The sequence below is a fragment of the Stenotrophomonas sp. CCNWLW57 genome (genome assembly GCF_037203925.1).
In the GTDB taxonomy this organism is placed as follows: domain Bacteria; phylum Pseudomonadota; class Gammaproteobacteria; order Xanthomonadales; family Xanthomonadaceae; genus Stenotrophomonas; species Stenotrophomonas rhizophila_A.
This window is the reverse complement of record NZ_JBBCBJ010000001.1, coordinates 669,229-693,425: the sequence shown is the minus strand read 5'-3', so window position 1 is coordinate 693,425 and position 24,197 is coordinate 669,229. Positions and strand designations below refer to the sequence as shown.

The following is a 24,197-nucleotide window of genomic DNA, read 5'->3' as shown; positions in this document are numbered from 1 at the left end:
CTTTGCCGGGGCTGGCGGGAACGACATGCGGGTGGGGCTCTGGCGGTTCCAGCCCCTTGGATCCCGGCGTTCAACTGGGGGTGGGGGCCGTGAAAGGCAGCCACGCAGGGCGTGGCTCCACGGCTGGCCGGGCCGTCGCAGGGGGGTCTGCGACGACCTCCCCCGGTTTGCCGGCCGCTTTGCGTTAAACTGGCCCACTGTGCGGCGCCCCGGGACCGGTTCGGTCCGGCCTCCGCCTTCCCAGGCGCAGGGCCCAATGGCGACGGTGCCCCCCAAGATTGCAAGCCACCCGCATCTCTGTCGGCTGGCCTTACCAAGACGGACTCATGAGCGACAAACCGCTGACCGATTTGACCTTCTCCTCCTTCGAGCTGCATCCGGCCCTGCAGGCTGGCCTTGAAGGCGCTGGTTTCACCCGCTGCACCCCGATCCAGGCGCTGACCCTGCCCGTGGCACTGCCCGGCGGCGATGTCGCCGGCCAGGCCCAGACCGGTACCGGCAAGACGCTGGCGTTCCTGGTGGCCGTGGTGAACCGGCTGCTGACCCGCCCGGCGCTGGCCGACCGCAAGCCGGAAGACCCGCGCGCGCTGATCCTGGCGCCCACCCGCGAACTGGCCATCCAGATCCACAAGGATGCGGTGAAGTTCGGCTCGGACCTCGGCCTGCGCTTTGCGCTGGTCTACGGCGGCGTGGATTACGACAAGCAGCGCGAACTCCTGCAGCAGGGCGTGGACGTGATCATCGCCACCCCGGGCCGCCTGATCGATTACGTCAAGCAGCACAAGGTGGTCTCGCTGCACGCCTGCGAAATCTGCGTGCTCGACGAAGCCGACCGCATGTTCGACCTGGGCTTCATCAAGGACATCCGCTTCCTGCTGCGCCGCATGCCCGAGCGCACCACCCGGCAGACCCTGCTGTTCAGCGCCACGCTCAGCCACCGCGTGCTGGAGCTGGCCTATGAGCACATGAACGAGCCTCAGAAGCTGGTGGTGGAAAGCGAATCGATCACCGCCGCGCGCGTGCGCCAGCGCATCTACTTCCCGGCCGACGAAGAGAAGATCCCGCTGTTGCTGGGCCTGCTCTCGCGCAGCGAAGGCGCGCGCACCATGGTGTTCGTCAACACCAAGGTGTTCGTGGAGCGCGTGGCGCGCTCGCTGGAGAAGGCCGGCTACCGCGTCGGCGTGCTCTCCGGCGATGTGCCGCAGAAAAAGCGCGAGAGCCTGCTCAACCGCTTCCAGAAGGGCCAGCTGGAAATCCTGGTGGCCACCGATGTTGCCGCGCGCGGCCTGCACATCGACGGCATCAAGTACGTTTACAACTACGACCTGCCGTTCGACGCCGAAGATTACGTGCACCGCATCGGCCGTACCGCCCGCCTGGGCGAGGAAGGCGATGCGATCAGCTTCGCCTGCGAACGCTACGCGATGGGCCTGCCGGATATCGAGGCCTACATCGAGCAGAAGATCCCGGTGGAAGCGGTCACCAGCGAAATCCTGACCGCGCTGCCGCGTCCGGAACGCGCGCCGGCCGCGCCGGGCGAGGAAGGCGACGAGAACGAAAGCGTCGGCCAGATCTTCCGCGAAGCGCGCGAAGCCCGCGCCGCCGAGGAAGAGCGTCGCGGCGGCGGTCGGTCGTCCAGCGGCAGCCGTTCCGGCGGTGGCCGCGGCGAGCGCAGTGGTGAGCGCAGCGGCGAACGCCGTCCGCGTGGCCCGCGCAAGCCGCGCGTGGAAGGCGAGCAGCCCGCCGTGGCCGTGGAAGGCGCCGCGCCGGTGGAGGCTGCAACGCCTGCCCAGGCGCCGCGTCCGCCGCGCGCGGAAGGTGCGCCGGAAGGTGCGGCCGAGGGCGAGCGTGCACCGCGCAAGCGCCGCCGCCGTCGCCACGGTCGTCCGGTGGAAGGTGCCGAGGGTGCCGCGCAGTCGGTCACGCCGGTGCAGGTCACCGCCAAGCCGATGCGCAACACCGCGCCGGCCGCCGACCCGGGTGCAGGCTTCCTGACCCGCATCGGCCGCAAGATCCGCCGGATGCTTTCGGGCGGTTGATCTGATCAACGGTAGCGCCCGGCCGGTGGCCGGGCGACACGCCGTTCCCACGCCGCCATCCTCCTCCTGCATAATCGGAGGAATGAGCGTCCTGCGTTTTGACAATGTCAGCAAACACTATGCGGGCGGCCACCAGGCTCTGGTGGACGTCAGCTTCGATGTCGCGCCCGGTGAAATGCTGTTCGTGACCGGGCACTCCGGCGCCGGCAAGAGCACCCTGCTCAAGTTGATCCACCTCGACGAACGGCCCAGCCGTGGCGCGGTGGTGTTCGACGAGCGCAACCTGCTCAAGGTGCGCGGCGGCGATATCCCGCACCACCGTCGCGCGGTGGGTGCGGTCTACCAGGACCACCGCCTGCTGATGGACCGCAGCATTGCCGAAAACGTGGCCCTGCCGCTGATCCTGCGCGGTACCCGGCGGGGCGATATCGGCAAGCGCGTGCGTTCGGTGCTCGAGCGCATGGGCCTTGGCCATCGGGAAAAGGCGCTGCCGTCGCAGCTGTCGGCGGGTGAGCAGCAGCGCGTGGGCATCGCCCGTGCGATCGTCGGCGAGCCCAAGCTGCTGGTGGCCGACGAACCCACCGGCAACCTCGATCCGACCCTGGCCGCTGAAATCATGGCGCTGTTCGCCGAACTGCCCGAGCGCGGCACCAGCGTGCTGGTGGTCAGCCACGACCTGGCGCTGCTGCGCGCCATGCGCAAGCGCGTGCTGATCCTGGACCACGGCAAGCTCATTGACGACATCTCGCCGCAGGACCTGGCCGAATGAGTACCGCCACCAACAAGGAAGCCGCGGCGCCGTCGCGCCTGGGCGTGTGGCTGCACCACCACGGCCACAGCGTGGTGTTCAGCCTGGGCCGTGCCTGGCGCAAGCCGTGGGCCACGCTGTTGACCGTGATGGTGATGGCGCTCGCCCTGGCCCTGCCGCTGGGCCTGTCGATCGCGCTGGACAACCTCACGCATTTCGCCGGCAGCGTGCAGCAGTCGCGCGACATCAACCTGTTCCTGAAGACCGACGTCGACGCCGCCGCCGCCCGTCAGGTCGCCGACACGCTGCGCGGTCGCGCCGATGTGGCCGGGGTGACCCTGCGCTCGCCGGACGAAGGCCTGGCCGAGCTGCGCGACAGCGCCGGGCTGGGCGAAGCCATCGATGCGCTGCAAGACAACCCGTTGCCATCGCTGCTGATCATCACCCCGGCCAACGGTACCGACGACGCACGCCTGGCGCAGTCGCTGGAAGGCATGCCGCAGGCCGATCTGGTCCAGCACGATGCGCTGTGGCGCAAGCGCCTGGATGCCTGGCTGGGCTTCGGCACGCGCCTGGTGCAGGTGCTGTCGGTGCTGCTGGGCCTGGGCGCGGCGCTGGTGGTCGGCAACACGGTGCGGCTGGATATCCAGGCGCGCCGCGATGAAATCGGCGTGCTGCAGCTGCTGGGCGCCAGCGATGGGTTCATCCGCCGCCCGTTCCTTTACCTGGGCGCGTGGTACGGGCTGGGCGCCGGTGCGCTGGCCCTGGCGCTGGTCGGTGGGGCCGGGCTCGCGCTGCGCCCGCCACTGGCCGCGCTGTCGCAGAGCTATGCCAGCCCCTTCGTGCTGCATGGGCTGGACCTGTTGCATTCTTCGCTCGTGCTGGTCGGCACTGTCGTGCTGGGCTGGCTGGGCGCGTGGCTGGTGACGGGGCATTTCCTGCGCCAGACCCGTCCGACCGAAACCTGAGGCCTGCCCTGCATGCGTCCGCAAGTACTGAAGCACCTGGTCGACGACGCACCTCGCGTCATGGTGGTCGATGGTTCCAAGCTGGTCCGCAAGCTCATCGCCGACGTGCTGCAGCGCGAGCTGCCGGCGGTCGAGGTGGTGGGCTGCGCCAGCATTGAAGACGCGCGCATGGCGTTGGCCGCCGGTCCGGTCAACCTGGTCACCACCTCGCTGACGCTCAGTGATGGCGACGGGCTGGACCTGGCCCGGCTGGTACGCGAAACCGCCGGGCAGGCCTACGTGCCGGTGATCGTGGTTTCCGGTGATGCCCAGCAGCACCTTGAGCAGCGCCGTTTCACCGATTACGTCACCGACTATTTCGACAAGGCGCTGGGCCATGAAGCCCTGGCGACGTTCATCCGTGGCTATGTGCAGCCGGAAACCATTCCCGGCGCCACCATCCTGTACGTGGAAGACAGCCGCGTGGTCGCCGAGGCGACCAAGCGCATGCTCGAACGGCAGAGCCTGAACGTGCTGCACGTGATGACCGCCGAAGAGGCGTTCGCACTGCTCACCGCCGAATCGCTGGGGCGCAGCAGCCACCGCATCGACCTGGTGCTCACCGACGTCACCCTGAAGGGCGAGCTGAGTGGGCTGGATGTGGTCGAGCGCGTGCGCGTGGACTTCGGCTACGGCAAGCGGCGCCTGCCGGTGCTGGTGATGACCGGCGACGGCAACCCGCTCAACCAGTCCGGGCTGCTGCAGGCCGGCGCCAATGACCTGGTGCAGAAGCCGATCGAAGAACGCCTGCTGGTCACCAAGGTGCTGTTCCAGCTGCGCCTGTCACGCCTCAACGACAAACCCCTGGTGCGATGAACGACGACGTACACCCGACCATCCAGCTTGAACCGAGCTGGAAGGCGCGTATTGGCGATTACCTGCTGCGCCCCGAGATGCGCGACCTGGCGGCCTTCCTGCGCCAGCGCAAGGCGGCCGGCGCGCACGTGTTCCCGCCAGGCCCACAGATCTTTGCCGCGTTCGACGCCACCCCGTTCGACCAGGTCAAGGTAGTCATCCTGGGCCAGGATCCGTACCACGGTGCGGGCCAGGCCCACGGCCTGAGCTTCTCGGTGATGCCCGGCGTGCCGGTGCCGCCGTCGCTGTTGAACATGTACAAGGAACTGGAAGCCGACCTCGGCCTGCCACGCCCGGACCATGGCTGCCTGCTGCCGTGGGCCCGCCGTGGCGTGCTGCTGCTCAACGCGGTGCTGACCGTTGAAGAGGGGCAGGCCGGCTCCCACCAGAAACGCGGCTGGGAAGGGTTCACCGACCACGTCGTGGACACCCTCAACCGCGAGCGCGAGGGCCTGGTGTTCCTGCTGTGGGGCAGCTACGCCCAGCAGAAGGGCAAGGTGATCGATACCGGCCGCCACCGCGTGCTCAAGGCACCGCATCCATCGCCGTTGTCGGCGCATCGCGGTTTCCTGGGATGCCGACACTTCTCGTCGGCCAACCAGTACCTGGAGCGACGCGGCCTGGGCGGCATCGACTGGTCGTTGCCGCCGTTGTCGGCGTAACGACCAACAGTCGTTACCTACCGTCGTTACCTACACGCCCAGCATTTCGATGATGGATTGCGCCACCTGCCGCTTGCGCGGCGGCAGGCGCCGGAACAGCGACAGGATGTTGCCCTCCAGGTCGTTGCGCGCGTAATCGGCGGTGGGCGCCGCCGCGCTCAACTCGCCGCCATCGGATTTGCCGCAGCCCCGCCCGGTGGCCAGCCACTCGAAACGCACCTGCGTCACCACCGCAATGCGGGCCAGGTGCTCCACGCTCGGATGCGTGCCCTCCTTTCTTTCCCATTGCGCTACCGCACTTCTTTTCACGCCAGTCTCATTCGCGAGTTGCGATTGCGACAGCCCTGCACTGGTCCGCGCGCCACGGATCCGGTCTGACATCGTGAGCATGGCAATCCCCTTCCCGTTCCTTGAGTGGTGGATGGTTATCGATACTAACGAGACAGCAATTCTTTCAACAGAATGTACAGAATCGCTGTCCGTCGTTGGCACCGCAGGGTTACCCATCCGTAAAACCCGCAGCGACAGCCAAACTTCCCTCAGTAAAACTACTGGCCGGTTTGACGATTGTCGCCCGTCCACGTAGTTAATCCTCCATGCCGGCCAGAAAGTCCGCCGGCAGAATCTGAACGAGACAGGCCAGCATCCGGTCACCCATGGTAGGCATTTTCCTACCCGGGATGGAGTGCTGCGGCCACGACCGGGGGATGGCCGATGGATAATGTTTCAGGTGTGAAAAGGGTGTTAGTGCGGTTCAGGATTGTCAGTATCTCCGCATTAATTGTGATGGGGCTCGCGTTATCCAGCATTTTCACTGTCGCAAATGCCCAGGATGCGTGCACGGCGAATGGCGCTTGTGTTTCTGCTGGTCCGCGACTTGCGCAGGTGGACAGCACCCAGAGTCCCGTCCTGAACCTGCTTTTCACGACGCTTTTGCCCGGAACGAATATCAATATCACCGCAGTGGACTGGAACCACATCGCCGGTGCCGATGTGAATCTCAATGCCCTGCTGACCCGCCTCAACGGGGGTGTCGCGGTCAGCGACCCCAGCCAGGTGCTCAACGCCAACATCACCCTGGGCCAGCTGCAGGCCGCGCTGGTTTCGGTGCTCCAGGCTGACGGCAACACGCTGGCCGCCAACGCACTCAACCTGCTTACGCCATCGCTCAGCGGCCTGACCGGCAACATCCGCCTGGCCGACCTGCTGCAGGTGAGCCTGCCGCCCGGCTCGCTGGCCAACGTCAACCTGGACGTGCTGGACCTGATCACCGGTGGCGTGCAGCTGTACAACTTCCGCAACGTGGTCACCACGCCCACCCCGATCACCCTGACCACCGCGCAGCTCGCGCCGCTCGGCCTGGGGGGCCTGGCCAATGTGCGCATCTGGGCGCAGGTGATCGAGCCGCCGGTGTACAACTGCGGCCCGGTCGGCACCGGCTTCCACAGCGCCGCGATCCGCCTGAAGTTCGACTTCGATATCGCCCAGGGCCTGACCATCGCGCCGCTGGTGAATGCACTCAATGGGCTGAACATTGCCGGGCTGGTGTCGCTGTCCGGCACCACCATCACCGCGTCGCTGCTGCACCTGTCGGTCTATGCCGACATCGCCCGCGCCGAAGGCACCATCAATGCCGTCAACCTGGCGAGCAGTGCGGTGACCCTGCAGGCCCGTCCGGGCCTGGTCAACCTGTACATCGGCACCATCAGCGATGCCGTGTTCTTCAACCGCACCGCAGTGCTGACCCCCGCCAGCGTCACCCCGATCAATGCGACCACGCTCAACGTAACCGTCGCGGTAAGCCTGCTTTCCGCGCTGAAGGTGGCCGACGTCGACGTGCCGCTGACGGTGTCGCTGCGGGCGGTTGCCACGGGGACGCCGTCGACGCAGTCGGTGGTGTTCACTGGACCCTACCCACAGACGCGCACGCTTTCGGCCGGCACCGTCAGTGCCACCGCACTGGTCACCAGCCTGGTCAACAGCCTGGACATCAGCATTACCAGTGGCACGCCGGTGGTGCGGTTGGTCAACAACCTCGTGCAGCTGCCGCTGCCCGTGAACAGCATCGTCAATGCGGTGGTGCAGACACTCCTGCCGGTCCTGCGGCCGGTCGTAAACACGGTGGTGGCGCCGGTGCTGAGCGCGGTGCTGGGCGGCGTGGTGGACAACCTGCTGGGCCTGCTCGGCATCCGCATCGGCCAGGCCGTGTTCACGGTGGAAAGCATTTCGCAGAGCTGCGCGGCTACCGTGCAGCTGGTCAAGACGCTGGCGCCGACCACCGACCCGGGGCTGTTCAACCTCAGTGTGGCGCAGGGCGCCACGGTACTCGCCAGCGTGGCCAATGTCGGCAACAACGGGGCCACCACGGCAGTGGTCACCACGCCGGGTTCGGTCTACACGCTGGCCGAAACCGCGGGCACCGCTACCGTCCTGGCGCGCTACGCCAGCACCTGGGAGTGCAAGGACCAGGCCGGCACTACGCTGACCAGCGGTACCGGGCAGAACTTCAACTTCACCTCGCCGGCCCTGTCGGCGCAGCCGCTCAACGTGGTCTGCCGCATCACCAACCGCACGCGCCAGGCCGATCTGTCGATCACCAAGTCCGATGGCAGCGGTTCCTATACCCCCGGCGGAACCGCCAGCTACGTCATCACCGTCAGCAATGCCGGGCCCGATCCGGTCACGGCGGCGCAGGTGACCGACACCTTGCCGGCCGGCGCCACGCTGAGCGCGCCATGGAGCTGCATCGCGTCGGCGGGAAGCGTCTGCAGCGCCGCCAGTGGCGGTGCGGCGGGAACCAATGGGGTGAGCCTGGGTGTGGACCTGATCAACGGCGGGCAGGCAACGATCACCGTGCCGGTGATCTTCAGCGCCGACCCTGCCGCGTACTAGCCGTATCCACCCGGCGCGCCCGGTGGCGCGCCGACAGCAACGTCGCAACACGTGGTGCGCGGCCGAATGCCTGCGCGCTGCTTTCGAGGATTCCTGCATGTCGACCGCCAGCGCCCGACGCTTCCTTTCCCAGCTCGCTGCCCGCTGCCTGCGCGCCCGCGCGCTGCCGCTGGCCGGCATCGTGCTGATGACCCTGGCCGCGAGCGGGGCGCAGGCGCAGGCCTACCGCAACCCGCTGGTGAACACCGCCACGGTCGCCGCGCCGGCCGACATCTCCGATCCCACCCCGGGCAACAACACCAGCAGCGACAGCAACACGCTGGCCGCCAGCGCGCAGCTGAGCGTGTCCAAGACCATCACCACGCCCACGCCGGTCGCCGCCGGCGGCGCGGTTCAGTACCGCATCGAGCTGCGCAACCAGGGGCCGTCGCAGGCAGTGGGGGCCACGCTGGTCGACAGCGTGCCGGCGCAGCTGACCGCGGTGAGCTGGACCTGCGCGGTGGTCTCGCCCAGCACGCAGTGTGCGGCGGCATCGGGCACCGGCAGCGTCAACATCGGCGTCAACGTCGGCGTCGGTGAGGTCCTGGTGGTGTTGGTCAACGGCACCGCGCCGACCACCACGCCGGCCACCATCGCCGCCAACGTGGCTACGATCACCCCGCCGCTGGGCACCACCGACCCGACCCCGGGCGACAACACCGCCACCACCCCCAGCATTCCCGTGCAGGCCGCAGCGCTGATTGCCAACGACGACGACTTCCGTGCCGCGCCGTTGCCGCCGGGCGTCGGCGGCATCACCGCCAGCGTGTTGACCAACGACACCCTCAATGGCGTCCCGGTCGTGGCCGCCAACATGGTGCTGTCGCTGACCAGTGCGCCGTCGGGTTACAGCATTGCCGCCGATGGCACCGTCAACGTGCCGGCCACCGCCGCCGCCGGCCCGGTGACCTTGACCTACCAACTGTGCGAACAGGCATCGCCGGCCAACTGCGATACCGCCAACGTGCTGCTGGTGGTCGGGCCCAATGCCGTGGACGACAGCTACGCCGTGCAGGCTGGCGCGCAGCTGGTCGCCAACGTGCGCGACAATGACAACTACGTGGTCGACTCCACCTTCACCCAGACCGGCACCGCGCCCACCCAAGGCACCCTGCAGCTGCTCGGCGATGGCAGCTTCACCTACACCGCCAATGCAGGCGCGACCGGCACCGACACCTTCAGCTACCAGTTGTGCCTGCCCGCGCCCAATGGCGCCGCGTGCGATACCGCCACGGTCACGCTCAACATCAACGCCAGCGTCATCGACGCGGTGGCAGATGACTTCACCGCAACCCCGGTGCCGGCACAGAGCGGCGGCACGCTGGCCACCAGCGTGCTGGCCAACGACACCTTCGACGGCAATCCGGTCGTCGCGGCCAATCTGACCACTACGCTGATCACCGCTCCGGCCGGCTACGTGATGGACGCCGGCGGCTTCATCACCGTGCCTGCAGGCACCGCCGCCGGCGCGGTGACCCTGGCCTACCGCATCTGCCTCACCAGCGCGCCCACGCTCTGCGATACCGCCAACGTGCAGCTGGTGGTCGGGCCCGATGCGGTGGACGATGCCGTGACCACGCCCGGTGCAGGGCAACCGGCGCTGGGTAACGTGGGCACCAACGACATTGCCGCGCCCGGCGCAGCATTCTCGCTGGTCACCCCGGCCACCCAGGGCACTGCCGTCATCGGCGGCGATGGCGCCTTCACCTACACCCCCAACGCGGGCGCTGCCGGTACCGACACCTTCAGCTACCAGGTCTGCCTGCCTGCACCGAATGGCACTGTCTGCGATACCGCGACCGTCACCGTCACTCTCGGCGCGAACGCGCTGCTGGCCAACGATGACACCTTCGCCACCGCCATTCCGGGCGCCGGCGGCACCACGCCCAGCGTGCTGGGCAATGACACCCTCAATGGCAGCGCCGTGGTGCCGGGGACAGTGACCGCAACCCTGCTGTCGACCACGCCGGGATACACCCTGGACCCGACCTCCGGCACCATCGCCGTGGCCGCCAACATTCCGGCCGGCCTGGTCACGCTCAGCTACCGCCTGTGCGAAGTCGCCGTGCCGACCAACTGTGACGACGCCGACGTCCAGTTGGTGGTGTCGCCCACTGCGCTGGCCGACACCTTCAACGTGCAGGCCGGGCAGTCGGTGAACGGCTTGGTTGCGATCAACGACAACGCGCCGGCCGGGTCGCAGTATTTCGCCCTCACCGCGCCCACGCTGGGCAGCATCGACCTTGCCGGCAACGGCGCGCTCACCTACACCGCCAACCCTGGCACGACCGGTACCGACACGTTCGACTACCGCGTCTGCCTGCCGGCGCCGAACGGTGCCACCTGCGCGACGGCCACGGTGAGCGTGATCATCGCGGCCAATACGATCGACGCGGTCGACGATGTGTTCACCGCCCCGGTGATTTCGCCGGTCACCGGCGGGAGCACCGCCAGCGTGCTGGGCAACGACACCTTCAATGCCGCCCCGGTCACCGCCGCCCAGGTCACCCTGAGCCTGGTCAACGCGCCGCCACCGGGCTTCACCATCACCAGCGCCGGGGTCATCAACGTGCCCGCCGGTGCCGCCGCCGGTGCAGTCAGCCTCACCTACGAGCTGTGCGAAGCCGGCGCGGGCAGCAACTGCGATACCGCGCAGGTGGCCCTGCTGATCGCCCCCGCGGCTGCAGACGACACCTACACCACGCCGGCCGGGCAACCGCTGGTCGGCGACGTCAGCATCAACGACAACGCGCCGGCCGGCGCCAGCTACACCCTGGTCACGCCGCCCGCCGCAGGCAGCTTCACCCTGCAGCCCAACGGCAGCTTCACTTACACGCCGGCTGCCGCCGGCCCGCAGACCGTGCAGTACCAGGTCTGCCTGCCCGCCCCGGACGCCGCGACCTGCGACACCGGCACGGTGAACATCACCGTGGTCGCCAACACCCTCGACGCGCTGGACGACAACTTCCGCGCACCGGTGTTCGCGCCGGGCGTGGGCGGCACCACGCCCAGCGTGCTGGGCAACGACACCTTCAACGGGGCCGCCGCCAATCCGCTGCAGGTCACGGTGAACCTGGTGGGCGCACCGGCCGGCTTCAGCATCGATGGTGCCGGTGTCATCACCGTGGCCGGGTTCGCCCCGGCTGGCGCCACCACGCTCAGCTATGCCCTGTGCGAACTCGGCTCCACGACCAACTGCGACACGGCCGACGTACAGGTGCTGATCGCGCCGGATGCGGCCGATGACACGGCCACCGTCACCGGCACCCAGCCGGGCAGCTTCAACCTGGCCGCCAATGACAATGTGCCCGCCGGTGCCACCTTCACGGTGACCCAGCTGCCGACCAAGGGCGTTGCCGTGCTCGCGGCCGATGGCACCCTGGAGTACACCGCCAACGCCGGGCAGAGCGGCGCGGACACGCTCACCTACCAGGTGTGCCTGCCGGCACCGGACGGCGCCACCTGCGATACCGCACAGGTCGCGATCACCATCGCCGCGGGCGCCCTGGTCGCGGTCAACGACGACTACAGCGCCAGCCCGATCCCGCCCACGGGCGGCAGCACGCCCAGCGTGCTGCTCAACGACACCTTCAATGGCGCGGCCATCGTGCCGGGCACCACCCCGGTCACCGCCTCCCTCACCACGCTGGCCTCGGGCTACAGCATGGCTGCCAACGGCGTGATCTCCGTGGCGGCCGGCACGCTGCCGGGTTCCATCGCCCTGAACTACCAGGTCTGCGAAACCGCGCTGCCCAGCAACTGCGCCACGGCCACCGCCGTGGTCGTGATGAGCCCCGACGCGGTCAATGACGTGCTGCCGGCGGCCGCCGGCGCCACCACCGTGCTCAACGTGCTGGCCAACGACGTGGCGCCGCTCACCCCCGTCCTCAGCGTGATTGCGGTGCCGGCAAACGGCAACGTGGTCGTCAACGGCGACGGTACGCTCAGCTATACGCCCACCGGTGCGTTTGTCGGACCCGATACTTTCACCTACCAACTGTGCCTGCCGGCCCCGCATGGCAGCGTGTGCGATACCGCCACGGTGGCGCTCACGGTGACGGCGACCACGGTGACCGCGACAAACGACGACTTCACCGCGTCGCCGATCCCGCCGGCGGCGGGCGGCAGCACCGCCAGCGTGCTGCTCAACGACACGTTCAATGGCGCGCCGATCGTGCCGGGCACCACCCCGGTGACCGCCACGCTGATCAGTCCGGTTACCGGCTACACGATGGCCGCCAACGGCGTGGTCAGCGTGGCGCCAGGCACCACGCCTGCCGCGGTGACCCTGAGCTACCAGGTGTGCGAGACCGCCCTGCCGACCAACTGCGCAGCCGCCACCGCGCTCGTTGCGGTCAGCCCGGACGCGACCGATGACACGCTGCCGGCTACCGCCGGCACCGCCAACGTGCTCAACGTGCTCGCCAACGACAGCGCACCGCTGAACCCGGTGGTCACCGTTGTCGGCGCGCCCGCGAACGGCACGGCCGTGGCCAACGGCGACGGCAGCATCACCTACACCCCGACCGGCGCCTACACCGGTGCTGACAGCTTCACCTACCAAGTGTGCCTCCCGGCGCCGGGCGCCGGGGTGTGTGACACCGCCACGGTGTCGCTGACCGTGAGCGCCACCACGCTCACCGCGACCAACGATGACTTCACGGCCACGCCCATCGCGCCGGCGACCGGTGGCAGCACCACCAGCGTGCTGCTGAACGACTCCTTCAATGGTGTCGCGATCATTCCCGGTACCACGGCGGTGACCGCCTCGCTGTCCTCCCCGGTCACCGGCTACAGCATGGCGGCCAATGGCGTGATCACCGTGGCCGCCGGCACCACGCCGGCGGCGGTAACGCTGAATTACCAGGTCTGCGAGAACGCGGTGCCGACCAACTGCGCCGGTGCCACGGCGGTGGTCGCGGTCAGCCCGGACGCGGTGGACGACGCGCTGCCGGCCACCGCCGGCGCCACCACCGTGCTCAACGTGCTGGCCAACGACACCGCCCCGCTGGCACCGACCGTGACCATCGCTGCCGCGCCGACCAACGGCACGGCGCTCGTCAACGGCGACGGCACCGTCAGCTACACGCCCACGGCCGGCTTCACCGGCGCGGACAGCTTCACCTACCAGGTCTGCCTGCCCGCGCCAGCAGCCGGTGTCTGCGACACCGCCACGGTCGCCGTGACCGTGGGGGTGACCTCGCTCACCGCTGCGGCCGATGACTTCACCGCCACGCCGATCGCCCCGGCTGCCGGTGGCAGCACCGCCAGCGTGCTGCTCAACGACACGTTCAATGGTGCACCCATCGTGCCGGGCACCACCCCGGTGACCGCCACCCTGCTGACCGTGGAAACCGGCTACAGCATGGCCGCCGACGGTGTGATCAGCGTGGCCCCGGGCACCACGCCTGCCGCGGTCACCCTGAACTACCTGGTCTGCGAGACCGCCGTCCCGACCAACTGCGCCGCGGCTGCCGCCGTGGTGGCGGTCAGCCCGGACGCGGTGGACGACACCCTGCCGGCCACGGCGGGTACCGCCACCGTGCTCAATGTCGGCGCCAATGACACCCTGCCGGCCAACCCGTCGATCACGATCGCGGTTGCGCCCGCCAACGGCGTCGCCGTGGTCAATGGCGACGGCACCATCACCTATACGCCCACGGCCGGCTTCACCGGCGCGGACACTTTCTCCTATCAGGTGTGCCTGCCTGCACCGGGGGCGTCCGTCTGCGATACCGCCTCGGTGGCGGTCACCGTCAGCCTGACCGGCCTTGCCGCGGTCAACGACGACTTCACCAACGCGCCCATCACGCCGGCGACCGGCGGCAGTACCGCCAGCGTGCTGCTCAACGACACCTTCAACGGTGCGCCGATCGTGCCGGGTACCACCCCGGTGACTGCCACCCTGCTCACCGTCGAGCCCGGTTACAGCATGGCCGGCAACGGTGTCGTCACCGTTGCGGCCGGCACCACGCCCGCCGCCGTGACGCTGAACTACCAGGTGTGCGAGAACGCGGTGCCGACCAACTGCGCCGGCGCCACCGTCGTGGTCGCGGTCAGCCCGGATGCGGTGGCCGATGCACTGCCGGCCACCGCCGGCACCACCACCGTGCTCAACGTCCTGGCCAACGATGCGGCGCCGCTGAACCCGGTGGTCACCCTTCCGGTCGCACCGACCAACGGCAGCGCCGTGGTCAATGGCGACGGCACCATCAGCTACACCCCGACCGCCGGCTACACCGGCCCGGACAGCTTCACCTACCAGCTGTGCCTGCCCGCACCGGGCGGCAGTGTCTGCGATACCGCCACGGTGACCCTCACTGTCAGCGCGACCACGCTCACCGCGGTGGCCGATGACTTCACCGCGGCACCGATCGCACCGGCGACCGGCGGCAGTACCGCCAGCGTGCTGCTCAACGACACCTTCAATGGCGCGGCCATCGTGCCCGGGACCACGGCGGTGACCGCATCGCTGCTGACCACGGCACCCGGCTACACCATGGCCGGCAACGGTGTCGTCACCGTTGCAGCTGGCACCACGCCCGCCGCGGTGACGCTGAACTACCAGGTGTGCGAGAACGCGGTGCCGACCAACTGCGCGGCTGCGACTGTGCTGGTGGCGGTGAGCCCGGATGCCGTCGCCGATGCACTGCCGGCGACAGCCGGCACCACCACCGTGCTCAACGTGCTCGCCAACGACAGCGCCCCGCTGAACCCGGTCGTCACCCTCCCGGTCGCACCGACCAATGGCACGGCCGTGGTCAATGGCGACGGCACCATCAGCTACACCCCGACCGCCGGCTACACCGGCCCGGACAGCTTCACCTACCAGCTGTGCCTGCCCGCACCGGGCGGCAGTGTCTGCGATACCGCCACCGTGACCCTCACTGTCAGCGCCACCACGCTCACTGCGGTGGCCGATGACTTCACCGCGGCACCGATCGCACCGGCGACCGGCGGCAGCACCGCCAGCGTGCTGCTCAACGACACCTTCAACGGCGCTGCCATCGTGCCCGGGACCACTCCGGTCGCGGCATCGCTCGTGACCCCGGTGACCGGGTACAGCATGGCCACCAACGGTGTGGTCAGCGTGGCCCCCGGCACCACGCCGGCGGCGGTGACGCTCAGCTACCAGGTGTGTGAAGTGGCCGTGCCGACCAACTGCGCGCAGTCCACCGCCGTGGTCGCGGTCAGCCCGGTCGTGGTTGATGACACGCTGACCGCAGCGGCGGGTACCACCACGGTGCTCAATGTCATCGCCAACGACACCCTGCCGGTCAATCCGACCATCACCGTGCCGGCCGGACCGGCCAACGGTACGGTCATCGTCAACGGCGACGGCACCATCAGCTACACGCCCAACACCGGCTACACCGGCCCGGACAGCTTCACCTACCAGGCCTGCCTGCCCGCCCCGGGTGCCGGCGTGTGCGACACCGCGACGGTCTCGATCACCGTCGCCGTCACCACGGTCACCGCCGTTGCCGATGACTTCAGCAGCACCCCGATAGCACCGGCTGCCGGTGGCAGCACGCCCAGCGTGCTGCTCAACGACACCTTCAACGGCGCCCCGATCGTTCCGGGGACCACGCCGGTGACTGCCTCGCTGGTCGGCGCGGTGCCGGGCTACAGCATGGCCGCCAACGGTGTCGTCACTGTTGCGGCCGGCACCACGCCCGCTGCAGTAACGCTGAACTACCAAGTCTGCGAGACCGCCGTGCCGACCAACTGCGCGCAGTCCACCGCGCTGGTGGCGGTCAGCCCGGCCGCTGCGGACGACACGCTGTCTGCCGCGGCAGGCACCACCACGGTGCTTGCGGTGACCGCCAACGACACGCTGCCGCTCAACCCGACGATCACCATTCCGGTCGCGCCGGCCAACGGCACCGCCGTGGTCAATCCCGATGGCAGCATCAGCTACACGCCAACCGCAGGCTTCACCGGCGCGGACAGCTTCACCTACCAGGTGTGCCTGCCCGCACCGAATGGCAGCGTGTGCGATACCGCGTCGGTGAGCCTGACGGTGACGGCCAGCGCCCTGGTCGCGCAGGCCGATGACTTCAGCGGCGCGCCGGTTGCGCCGACCGGTGGCACCACCGCCAGCGTGCTGCTCAACGACACCTTCAACGGCGCCCCGATCGTTCCGGGGACCACGCCGGTGACCGCCTCGCTGGTCGGCACGGTGCCGGGTTACAGCATGGCCGCCAACGGCGTGGTGACCGTGGCACCGGGCACGCTGCCGGCAGCGACCACGCTCACCTACCAGGTGTGCGAGAACGCACAGCCGGGCAACTGCGCCCAGGCCACCGCGCTGGTCGCGGTGCGCCCCGATGCGGCCGACGACGCGCTGCCCGCCGGGACCGGCACCACGGTATTGGCCGTGGCCGCCAACGACACCTTGCCGGTCGGCGCGGTGTTCACCGTGCCGGTGCCGCCGGCCAACGGCACCGCCGTGGTCAACGGCGACAACACCATCAGCTACACCCCCAACGCAGGCTTCACCGGTACCGACACCTTCACCTACCAGGCGTGCCTGCCCGCGCCCAACCTCAACGTGTGCGACACCGCCACGGTCAGCGTGACTGTCACGGCCGCGCTGCTGGACGCTGTGGACGACACCGCCAGCAACGTGCCGGCAACCGGTGCGCTCGGCCTGCTCAACGTGTTCGCCAACGACACCTTCAACGGCGCCGCGCTCGACCCGGCCACGGTGGTGCTGACCCCGAACAACACCACCGCGCTGACCATCCAGCCCAACGGCAGCCTGGACGTGGCGGCCGGTACCCCGGGTGTCACCTACACCACCACCTACCGCCTCTGCCTGGTGGCACAGCCGACGGTGTGCGACATCGGCACGGTGTCGGTCACCCTGGCCACCACGCCGGGCCTGCTCGACGCGGTGGACGACACAGTGACCAATGTGCCGGCCGCCGGCGCCAACGGTGTGGCCAACGTGTTGGCCAACGACACCTACAACAGTGCCGCGCTGGACCCGGCCACCGTGGTGCTGACCCCGGTCAACACCGCCGCCATCACCATCCAGCCCAACGGCAGTGTCAACGTCGCGGCGGGCACGCCCGGCACCACCTACACCACCACCTACCAGATCTGCCTGGTGGCCCAGCCGGCGGTGTGCGATATCGGCACGGTGTCGGTGACGCTGGCCAGCGCGGGTGTCCTGGTGGCCAATGACGACAGCGTGCCCGGCGTCCCCCCGGGCGGCGCCACCGGCGTGACCAACGTGCTGACCAACGACACGTTGAACGGCACGCCCGTGGACCCGAGCACGGTGGTGCTGACCCCGACCAACACCCCGGCGCTGACCATCCAGCCTGACGGCAGCGTCGATGTCACTGCCGGTACGCCCGGGACGACCTACACCACCACCTACCAGATCTGCCTGGTGGCGCAGCCCACGATATGCGCGGTGGGTACGGTGTCGGTGACCCTGGCGGCAGCGCCGAACAGCGTGCCGGTGGCCAACAACGACCAGGCCAGCACGCCGCAGGACACGGCCGTCGATGTGCCGGTGCTGGCCAACGACCTGGTCAATGGCGCGCCGGTCGACCCGGGCACGGTGGCGGTGACCATCACCACCGCGCCGACCATGGGCACGGCGGTGGTGCTGCCTGACGGCAGCGTGCGCTACACCCCGATGACCCACTTCAGCGGTGCCGACAGCTTCACCTACAGCCTCTGCAACCAGGCCTCGCCGGCGGTCTGCAGCAGTGCCACGGTCAACGTGCAGACCCAGGTCAACGACGTGGACGTGGTGGACGAGAACATCACCGTGCTCAGTGGGACCACCACCACCGTACCGCTGCTGGACAACCTCACCACCAGCGGTGCGCGCATCAACCCGGCGTCGATGCGGCTGGGCCGGGCGGCGGGCAACGGGCGCGCAACCTGCGGCAACGGCGAATGCATCTACACCGCCTTCGTCGGCTACAGCGGCCTGGACAACTTCAGCTACAACATCTGCGATGCCTCGATGCCCACCCCGGTGTGCGTGGAAGGCTGGGTCAACGTGGTGGTCACCGCCGATGCGGTGGTGCTGCGCCTGACCAAGCAGGCCACCCAGCGCAGCGTGAAGGTGGGTGACGTGGTGCGCTACGTGGTCACCGTGGAGAACATGGGCGACTTCGACGCGCTGGGCGTCACCCTGTTCGACACCCTGCCCAGCGGCTTCACCTTCATCCCGGGCGGGTTCGAAGCGCAGGACATCGACAACGCCGCACGTGCCAGCGGCGTGGCACCGCTGCGCATCGACGGCCTGGACATTCGCGCCGGTGGTTCGGCCACGCTGGTGTACTACCTGCGGGTGGGGGCGGGCGTGGGGCTGGGTGTGCATACCAACCGCATCACCGCCAATGACGTGCTGGGCACCACCATCAGCAACGTGGCCTCGGCCGACGTGGAGGTGATCGGCGACCCGCTGCTGGACGAAAGCCTGGTCATCGGCAGCGTGTTCAACGATCGCAACGGCAACGGCGTGCAGGACGCAGGCGAACGTGGCATCCCCGGTGTCCGCGTGGCATCGGTGGAAGGCCTGGTGATCGAAACCGATGCGTACGGGCGCTACCACCTGGTCGGTATCAACGGTGGCCAGGCGCGCGGACGCAACTTCATCCTCAAGGTCGATCCAACCACGTTGCCAGCCGACGCACGCTTCACGACCCGCAATCCGCTGCTGCGCCGGATCACCCCGGGGTTGCCGGTGCGCTTCGACTTCGGCGTGGCATTGCCCGAAGGCAGGTTCAACGCCGGGCCACCGCAATCGGTGCTGGAGGTCGGGGAAGGGCTGTTCGTTCCCGGCCAGGCCACGCTGGGCGCCGCTGCCGAGACGGTGCTGGCGCATGCAGCACGCACGCTGGAGGCGCAGGGTGGGGGGCAGGTCAACGTAGCCGCCGGGCAGGCCACGCCCGCACTGGCCGGGCAGCGCGCCGAGGTATTGCGCAAGGCCCTGCTGCCACGGCTGCCTGCCGATGTTGCCGCCCGTGTGCAGGTCCAGGTGCAGCCCGCTGCGCCGGCCCGCCCCGCCGACCGTGCGGACCGCTGAGGAGATGACCATGAACCGCAAGACCTCACTCAGCCCCCTGATGCTCCTGTTGGCGCTGTGGTTGCCGATCACCCACGCACAGGCGCCGCAACCGCTGCCCGAAGTGCCCACCACCCTGTGCGGGGTGGACGGCTGCCGGCAGGGCAATGACCTGCTGCTGCAGGTGCATCCGGCTGCGGATGCTCCCGTCGGTCCCGCAGAACCCGGCGCGGTGGTGCCGGCACCCAATGGTGCGTCGGCCGCCGAGCTCCCCGATGGCGCCGTGGTCTGGGCTACCGAAGATCCGGCGCTGTCGGCGCCGGTGCTCAATGTGCAGACCGGCTCCATGGCCCCCTTCGAGAACGGCCGGCTGACCAAGCCGCTGCGCTTCCACGGCTACAACAACTACGCCTCGTTCATCGAGCGCCTGGAAGTGGTGATCTACCGCGGCAGCGACACCGACCTGGTCACGCCGCTGGCGCGCATCGAGATGCCGGTGGACTACGTCGGCAACACCGAGTGGGACGGGCAGCTGCCGGAAAACCTCAACCTGCGCGTTGGCGACGACCTGCAGTACATCGCCCGCGCCTACGGCCGGGATGGTTCCTTCGATGAAACCAACGCGCAGCGCTTCCAGCTGGTACTGCCCACCGACTACGAACGCGGCACCCAGCTGGTGCGGGACAACTTGCAGCGCACCTTGGGTCGCGTGCTGGATGGCGACGATGCGCAGGCCCAGCAGCTGAGCAATGCCATCTACGGGCAGAACGCGCTGCGCCAGCAGAACATTCCGATCTATGGCTCGCGGGTGAGGATCTACGGGCGTGGGTTGAGCCCCAATGCACGGGTGATGATCAACGGGCAGAGCTTCCCGGTGGACCTGGAGCAGAAGTTCGCCGCCGAGTTCCTGGAGCCGATCGGCGAGCACCGGTACACCGTGCAGGTGGAGGCCATGGACGCGCCGACGCTGACCCGCACGCTCGACGTGGAAGTGACCGGCAGCTACCGCTTCCTGGTGGCGCTGGCCGATGTGACGCTGTCGCGCAATACCGCCAGCGGCAACCTGGATCCACTCGCCGCCGACCGCGACCAGGACGACAGCTTCCTCAGCGAAGGTCGGCTGGCGTTCTACCTGAAGAGCAAGCTTCGCGGGAAGTACCTGGTCACCGCGCAGGCCGACACCTACGACCGCGAGCTGAAGCGGCTGTTCGACGGCTTCCTGGACGCCGACGCGCGCGATGTGTTCCGCCGCCTCGATCCGGACCAGTACTACCCGGTATACGGTGACGACTCCACCACGTATCGCGACATCGACACGCAGGGCAAGCTGTACGTGCGCGTGGACTGGGACCAGAACCAGGCGCTGTGGGGCAACTTCGCCACTGGCTTCACCGGCACCGAGTACGGCCAGTACGTGCGTTCGCTGTACGGCGCGGCGGTGAGCTGGCGCTCGCGCGCAACCACCCCGCTGGGCGACCCGCGTTCGCTGCTCAAGGCCTTCGGTTCCGAGGCGCAGTCCGCGCTCGGCCACACCGAGTTCCTCGGCACCGGCGGCAGCCTCTACTACCTGCGCCACACCGACCTGCTGCCCGGCTCGGAGCAGGTGGTGATGGAAGTGCGCGATCGCACCACCGGGCGCACCGAGACACGCACCACCCTGCAGCGCGGTCGGGATTACGAGATCAACGAGATCCAGGGCCGCCTGTTCCTGACCCGCGCGCTGTCGCAGATCACGCGCGAGAACGTACGCACGCTGACCCGTGATACGCCGCTGGATGGCTATGACCAGCTGCTGCTGGTGGACTACGAGTACATCCCGCTGGGCTTCAGCACCGACGACGTGAGCGCCGGCCTGCGCGGCAAGCAGTGGTTCGGCGACCACGTGGCGGTGGGCGGCACCTACGTCGACGAGAACCGCAGTGGCGACGACTACAGCCTGATGGGCGCCGACCTGACCCTGCAGGCCGGGCGTGGCACCTACCTCAAGCTGGAGCAGACCCGTACCGAAGCCACCGCAGCGCCGATCTTCTACTCCGACAACGGCGGCCTGAGCTTCATCCAGCGCAACCCGGTCAGCGGCGACCGCAAGGGCGATGCCCGCGCGGTGGAAGCGCGCGCCAACCTGCGCGAGCTGGGCTGGACCAAGCAGGATTGGAGCATGGGCGCCTGGTGGCGCGACGTGGACGCCGGCTTCTCGGTCTCGCGCATGGACAGTGGGCTGGCGCTGGAGGAATACGGTGCCGAATTCCTGGGCTACTTCACCGACAACCTGAGCCTGTATGGCCGGCACAGCCGCGCCGAGCGCGGTGAGGTGGCGGTGGAGCAGTCGCAGCTGACCATGGACTGGCGGCTGGGCAACGACGGCCAGCTCGGGGCCGAACTGCGCCGGGTACGCGAGGAGAACGCCGGTACCGACGTGGACGGCACCCTGGCGGCGCTGAGTTACCGGCAGCGCTTCGGTGCAAAGTGGGAGCTGTACGGGGTAGGGCAGCTGACCGTGGATGACGACAGCGGCGCCTACGAGAAGAACGACCTGGCCACGCTCGGCGCACGCTACCTGTTCGGCGACCGCTCCAGCCTGGGGGCGGAAGTGAGCAGCGGCAGCCGCGGCGATGGCGCCAAGCTCGAAGGCGAATACTGGATGACGCCCGAGCACAGCTTCTATGGCAACTACAGCTACAGCACCGACCGCACCACCACCGACCCGCTCTACGACACCGGGCTGCAGTCGGGCTGGACACTCGGCCAGCGCTGGCGCCTGAGCAACCAGGTCAACGTGTTCAACGAAAGCCAGTACCTGAAGGACCGTCGCGACGACAGCGCCGGGCTGGTGCATACCTTCGGCATGGACTTCTACCCCGCGCAGGGCTGGACGCTGGGCTTCAGCGTGATGGACGGCGAACTGGACGCGACGACCGGGCGCGTCGATCGCCGCGCCTACAGCGTCAGCGGTGGCCGCACCGATGCCGATACGCAGTGGACGAGCAAGCTCGAATACCGCCGCGACGAAGGCGCTGAAGATCGTCGGCAGTGGGTGACCACCAACCGGCTGCTGTACAAGGTCAACGAGGACTGGCGCATCGCGCTGCGCGCCAACTACGCCGACACCGATGACAAGCGCAATCCGCTGGCTGATGCCAAGCTGGTGGAGTCCAACCTGGGCTTTGCCTGGCGTCCGCACGACAACACGCGCTGGGCGGCCTTCGGCAAATACACGTATCTCTACGACGTGGCGTCGCTGGGCCAGGAAGGCGGCAACGTGTACGACCAGAAATCGCAGATCGTCTCGTTTGAAGGGGTGATGCAACTCAGCGACCGTTGGGAGCTGGCCGGGAAGCTGGCCGGGCGCTGGGGCGATTACCGCACCGGGCGCGGCGAGGGCGCGTGGCTGGACAGCCGGGTCAACTTCTCCGCCTTGCAGTTGCGCTACCGGTTGTTCGCGCAGTGGGAGGCGATGGGCGAGTACCGCTGGCTGGACGTGCGCGAGGGCGGCGACAAGAAAGGCTGGCTGGTGGGCGTGGACCGCCAGGTGGGACAGAACTTCAAGATCGGGGCGGGGTACAACTTCACCGAGTTCAGTGATGACCTGACCGAGTTGCGGTACGAGGCGAAGGGGTTCTTCCTGAATTTGTCCGGGTATTACTAGGCTTCGGCATTGTCTGGCCTGCCACCGTTCATCTCCCTTGGACGCTTCGGCTGAATGCTTGGCAACGTTTCCATCCTGAATGGGCTGATCTAGGTGGGATTGTCCTGCCCAAAACGACGTGGTGGTGACGTTTTTCTCCTTATCTTATTGATTTGTATTGAAATTGCGCCGAATGGCGGCCACTCGCAACTGTCAACATTTCGCGGTACGTTAGGGGCCTGATCTGCGTCAGCGTTTCACCTGCGGAACGCTGGAACTTTTTGAACTGTCAGCAGTCCAAATACAGGACTGATAAGATGACCCCTATGAGCCAGAACATGTCTACTGCCCTTGTGGCAAACAATCTTCCGATTCCCAGTGCGCTCGGTTCGCTGGACGCCTACATCGGCGCCGTGCACCAGATCCCGGTGTTGACGGTCGATGACGAGCAGGACCTGGCCCGCCGCTTCCGCGACGAGCAGGACCTGGACGCCGCGCGCGAGCTGGTCCATTCCCACCTGCGCTTCGTGGTGCACGTGGCCCGTGGCTACAACGGCTACGGCCTGCAGCTGGGCGACCTGATCCAGGAAGGCAACATCGGCCTGATGAAGGCCGTGAAGCGCTTCGACCCGGACATGGGCGTTCGTCTGGTGTCCTTCGCGGTGCACTGGATCCGTGCCGAAATGCACGAGTTCATCCTGAAGAACTGGCGCATCGTCAAGGTCGCCACGACCAAGGCGCAGCGCAAGCTGTTCTTCAACCTGCGCAAGTCCAAGACCCGCTTGGGCTGGTTGAACGCGGCGGAAGTCACCGCTGTCGCCAAGGACCTCAACGTGTCCGAACGCGAAGTGCTGGAAATGGAATCGCGCCTCTCGGGTCGCGATATCGGTTTCGATGCGCCCAGCGATGACGACAACGAACATGCGCCGCCGTCGCCGGCTGCGTTCCTGGTCGCCAACGATGAAGATCCGTCGATGGCCTATGAGCGCGCCGACAGCGAGGACAACCAGTTGCAGCTGCTGCGCGAAGGCCTGGCCGAACTCGACGCCCGCTCGCGCGACATCATCCGTCGCCGCTGGTTGGACGCCGACAGCAAGGTGACGCTGCAGGAGCTGGCCGATGAGTACGGCGTGTCCGCCGAACGCATCCGCCAGGTCGAGGCGAACGCGCTGAAGAAGATGAAGGCGCTGTTCACCGCCTGACTCGATGGTGCAACTGTCAAATAAAAGCCCGGCCTCGCCGGGTTTTTTTGTTGGGCACTGTCGAAGTTTGGCCTGCCGTGATGATGAGAG

At 68.2% G+C, this 24,197-nt stretch carries 10 protein-coding genes; 9 read left to right on the top strand and 1 reads right to left on the bottom strand.

The window, feature by feature from the left end:
• The first annotated feature begins 326 nt into the window (after nucleotides 1-326).
• The 5 genes from rhlB to ung all read left to right on the top strand — a co-directional run bounded on the left by rhlB (nucleotide 327) and on the right by ung (nucleotide 5,311).
• Nucleotides 327-2,039 (top strand): ATP-dependent RNA helicase RhlB, encoded by a 1,713-nt coding sequence (rhlB, locus tag V9K91_RS03050; RefSeq protein ID WP_093534858.1) that lies wholly within the window; start codon nucleotides 327-329, stop codon nucleotides 2,037-2,039.
• 82 nt (nucleotides 2,040-2,121) lie between these two features.
• Nucleotides 2,122-2,808, top strand: coding sequence for a cell division ATP-binding protein FtsE (ftsE, locus tag V9K91_RS03045; RefSeq protein ID WP_068854240.1), 687 nt, complete (start codon nucleotides 2,122-2,124; stop codon nucleotides 2,806-2,808).
• Nucleotides 2,805-3,755, top strand: a complete 951-nt coding sequence (gene ftsX, locus V9K91_RS03040; protein ID WP_336442662.1) for a permease-like cell division protein FtsX — start codon at nucleotides 2,805-2,807, stop codon at nucleotides 3,753-3,755. The genes ftsE and ftsX overlap by 4 nt, the downstream gene beginning before the upstream one ends.
• Before the next feature lie 12 nt (nucleotides 3,756-3,767).
• Entirely contained in the window at nucleotides 3,768-4,610 is an 843-nt protein-coding gene (locus V9K91_RS03035) for a response regulator (RefSeq protein WP_068854238.1), read from the top strand.
• Complete coding sequence (ung, locus tag V9K91_RS03030) at nucleotides 4,607-5,311, top strand: uracil-DNA glycosylase (RefSeq protein WP_095363117.1); 705 nt, start codon at nucleotides 4,607-4,609, stop codon at nucleotides 5,309-5,311. The genes V9K91_RS03035 and ung overlap by 4 nt, the downstream gene beginning before the upstream one ends.
• 30 nt (nucleotides 5,312-5,341) lie before the next feature.
• Here ung and V9K91_RS03025 read toward each other — a convergent pair whose 3' ends face one another.
• On the bottom strand, nucleotides 5,342-5,692 hold the full coding sequence (locus V9K91_RS03025; protein WP_176472603.1) for a helix-turn-helix transcriptional regulator: 351 nt from the start codon (nucleotides 5,690-5,692) through the stop codon (nucleotides 5,342-5,344).
• A gap of 582 nt (nucleotides 5,693-6,274) precedes the next feature.
• Here V9K91_RS03025 and V9K91_RS03020 point away from each other — a divergent pair.
• The 4 genes from V9K91_RS03020 (at nucleotide 6,275) to rpoH (ending at nucleotide 24,107) form a co-directional block, all read left to right on the top strand.
• Nucleotides 6,275-8,203, top strand: coding sequence for a DUF11 domain-containing protein (locus tag V9K91_RS03020; protein WP_176472602.1), 1,929 nt, complete (start codon nucleotides 6,275-6,277; stop codon nucleotides 8,201-8,203).
• Between the two features lie 97 nt (nucleotides 8,204-8,300).
• A complete protein-coding gene (locus V9K91_RS03015) occupies nucleotides 8,301-19,301 on the top strand; it encodes an Ig-like domain-containing protein (protein ID WP_336442661.1) in 11,001 nt (3,666 codons plus the stop codon).
• A gap of 10 nt (nucleotides 19,302-19,311) precedes the next feature.
• Complete coding sequence (locus V9K91_RS03010; RefSeq protein WP_336442660.1) at nucleotides 19,312-22,926, top strand: hypothetical protein; 3,615 nt, start codon at nucleotides 19,312-19,314, stop codon at nucleotides 22,924-22,926.
• A gap of 305 nt (nucleotides 22,927-23,231) precedes the next feature.
• Complete coding sequence (gene rpoH, locus V9K91_RS03005) at nucleotides 23,232-24,107, top strand: RNA polymerase sigma factor RpoH (protein WP_068854233.1); 876 nt, start codon at nucleotides 23,232-23,234, stop codon at nucleotides 24,105-24,107.
• Nucleotides 24,108-24,197 lie beyond the last annotated feature (90 nt).

What these genes read in the sequence shown, in the direction of transcription:
- rhlB (WP_093534858.1), top strand. Translation starts at nt 327, where the DNA reads ATGAGCGACAAACCGCTGACCGATTTGACCTTCTCCTCCTTCGAGCTG.
- ftsE (WP_068854240.1), top strand. Translation starts at nt 2,122, where the DNA reads ATGAGCGTCCTGCGTTTTGACAATGTCAGCAAACACTATGCGGGCGGC.
- ftsX (WP_336442662.1), top strand. Translation starts at nt 2,805, where the DNA reads ATGAGTACCGCCACCAACAAGGAAGCCGCGGCGCCGTCGCGCCTGGGC.
- V9K91_RS03035 (WP_068854238.1), top strand. Translation starts at nt 3,768, where the DNA reads ATGCGTCCGCAAGTACTGAAGCACCTGGTCGACGACGCACCTCGCGTC.
- ung (WP_095363117.1), top strand. Translation starts at nt 4,607, where the DNA reads ATGAACGACGACGTACACCCGACCATCCAGCTTGAACCGAGCTGGAAG.
- V9K91_RS03025 (WP_176472603.1), bottom strand. Translation starts at nt 5,692, where the DNA reads ATGTCAGACCGGATCCGTGGCGCGCGGACCAGTGCAGGGCTGTCGCAA.
- V9K91_RS03015 (WP_336442661.1), top strand. Translation starts at nt 8,301, where the DNA reads ATGTCGACCGCCAGCGCCCGACGCTTCCTTTCCCAGCTCGCTGCCCGC.
- V9K91_RS03010 (WP_336442660.1), top strand. Translation starts at nt 19,312, where the DNA reads ATGAACCGCAAGACCTCACTCAGCCCCCTGATGCTCCTGTTGGCGCTG.
- rpoH (WP_068854233.1), top strand. Translation starts at nt 23,232, where the DNA reads ATGAGCCAGAACATGTCTACTGCCCTTGTGGCAAACAATCTTCCGATT.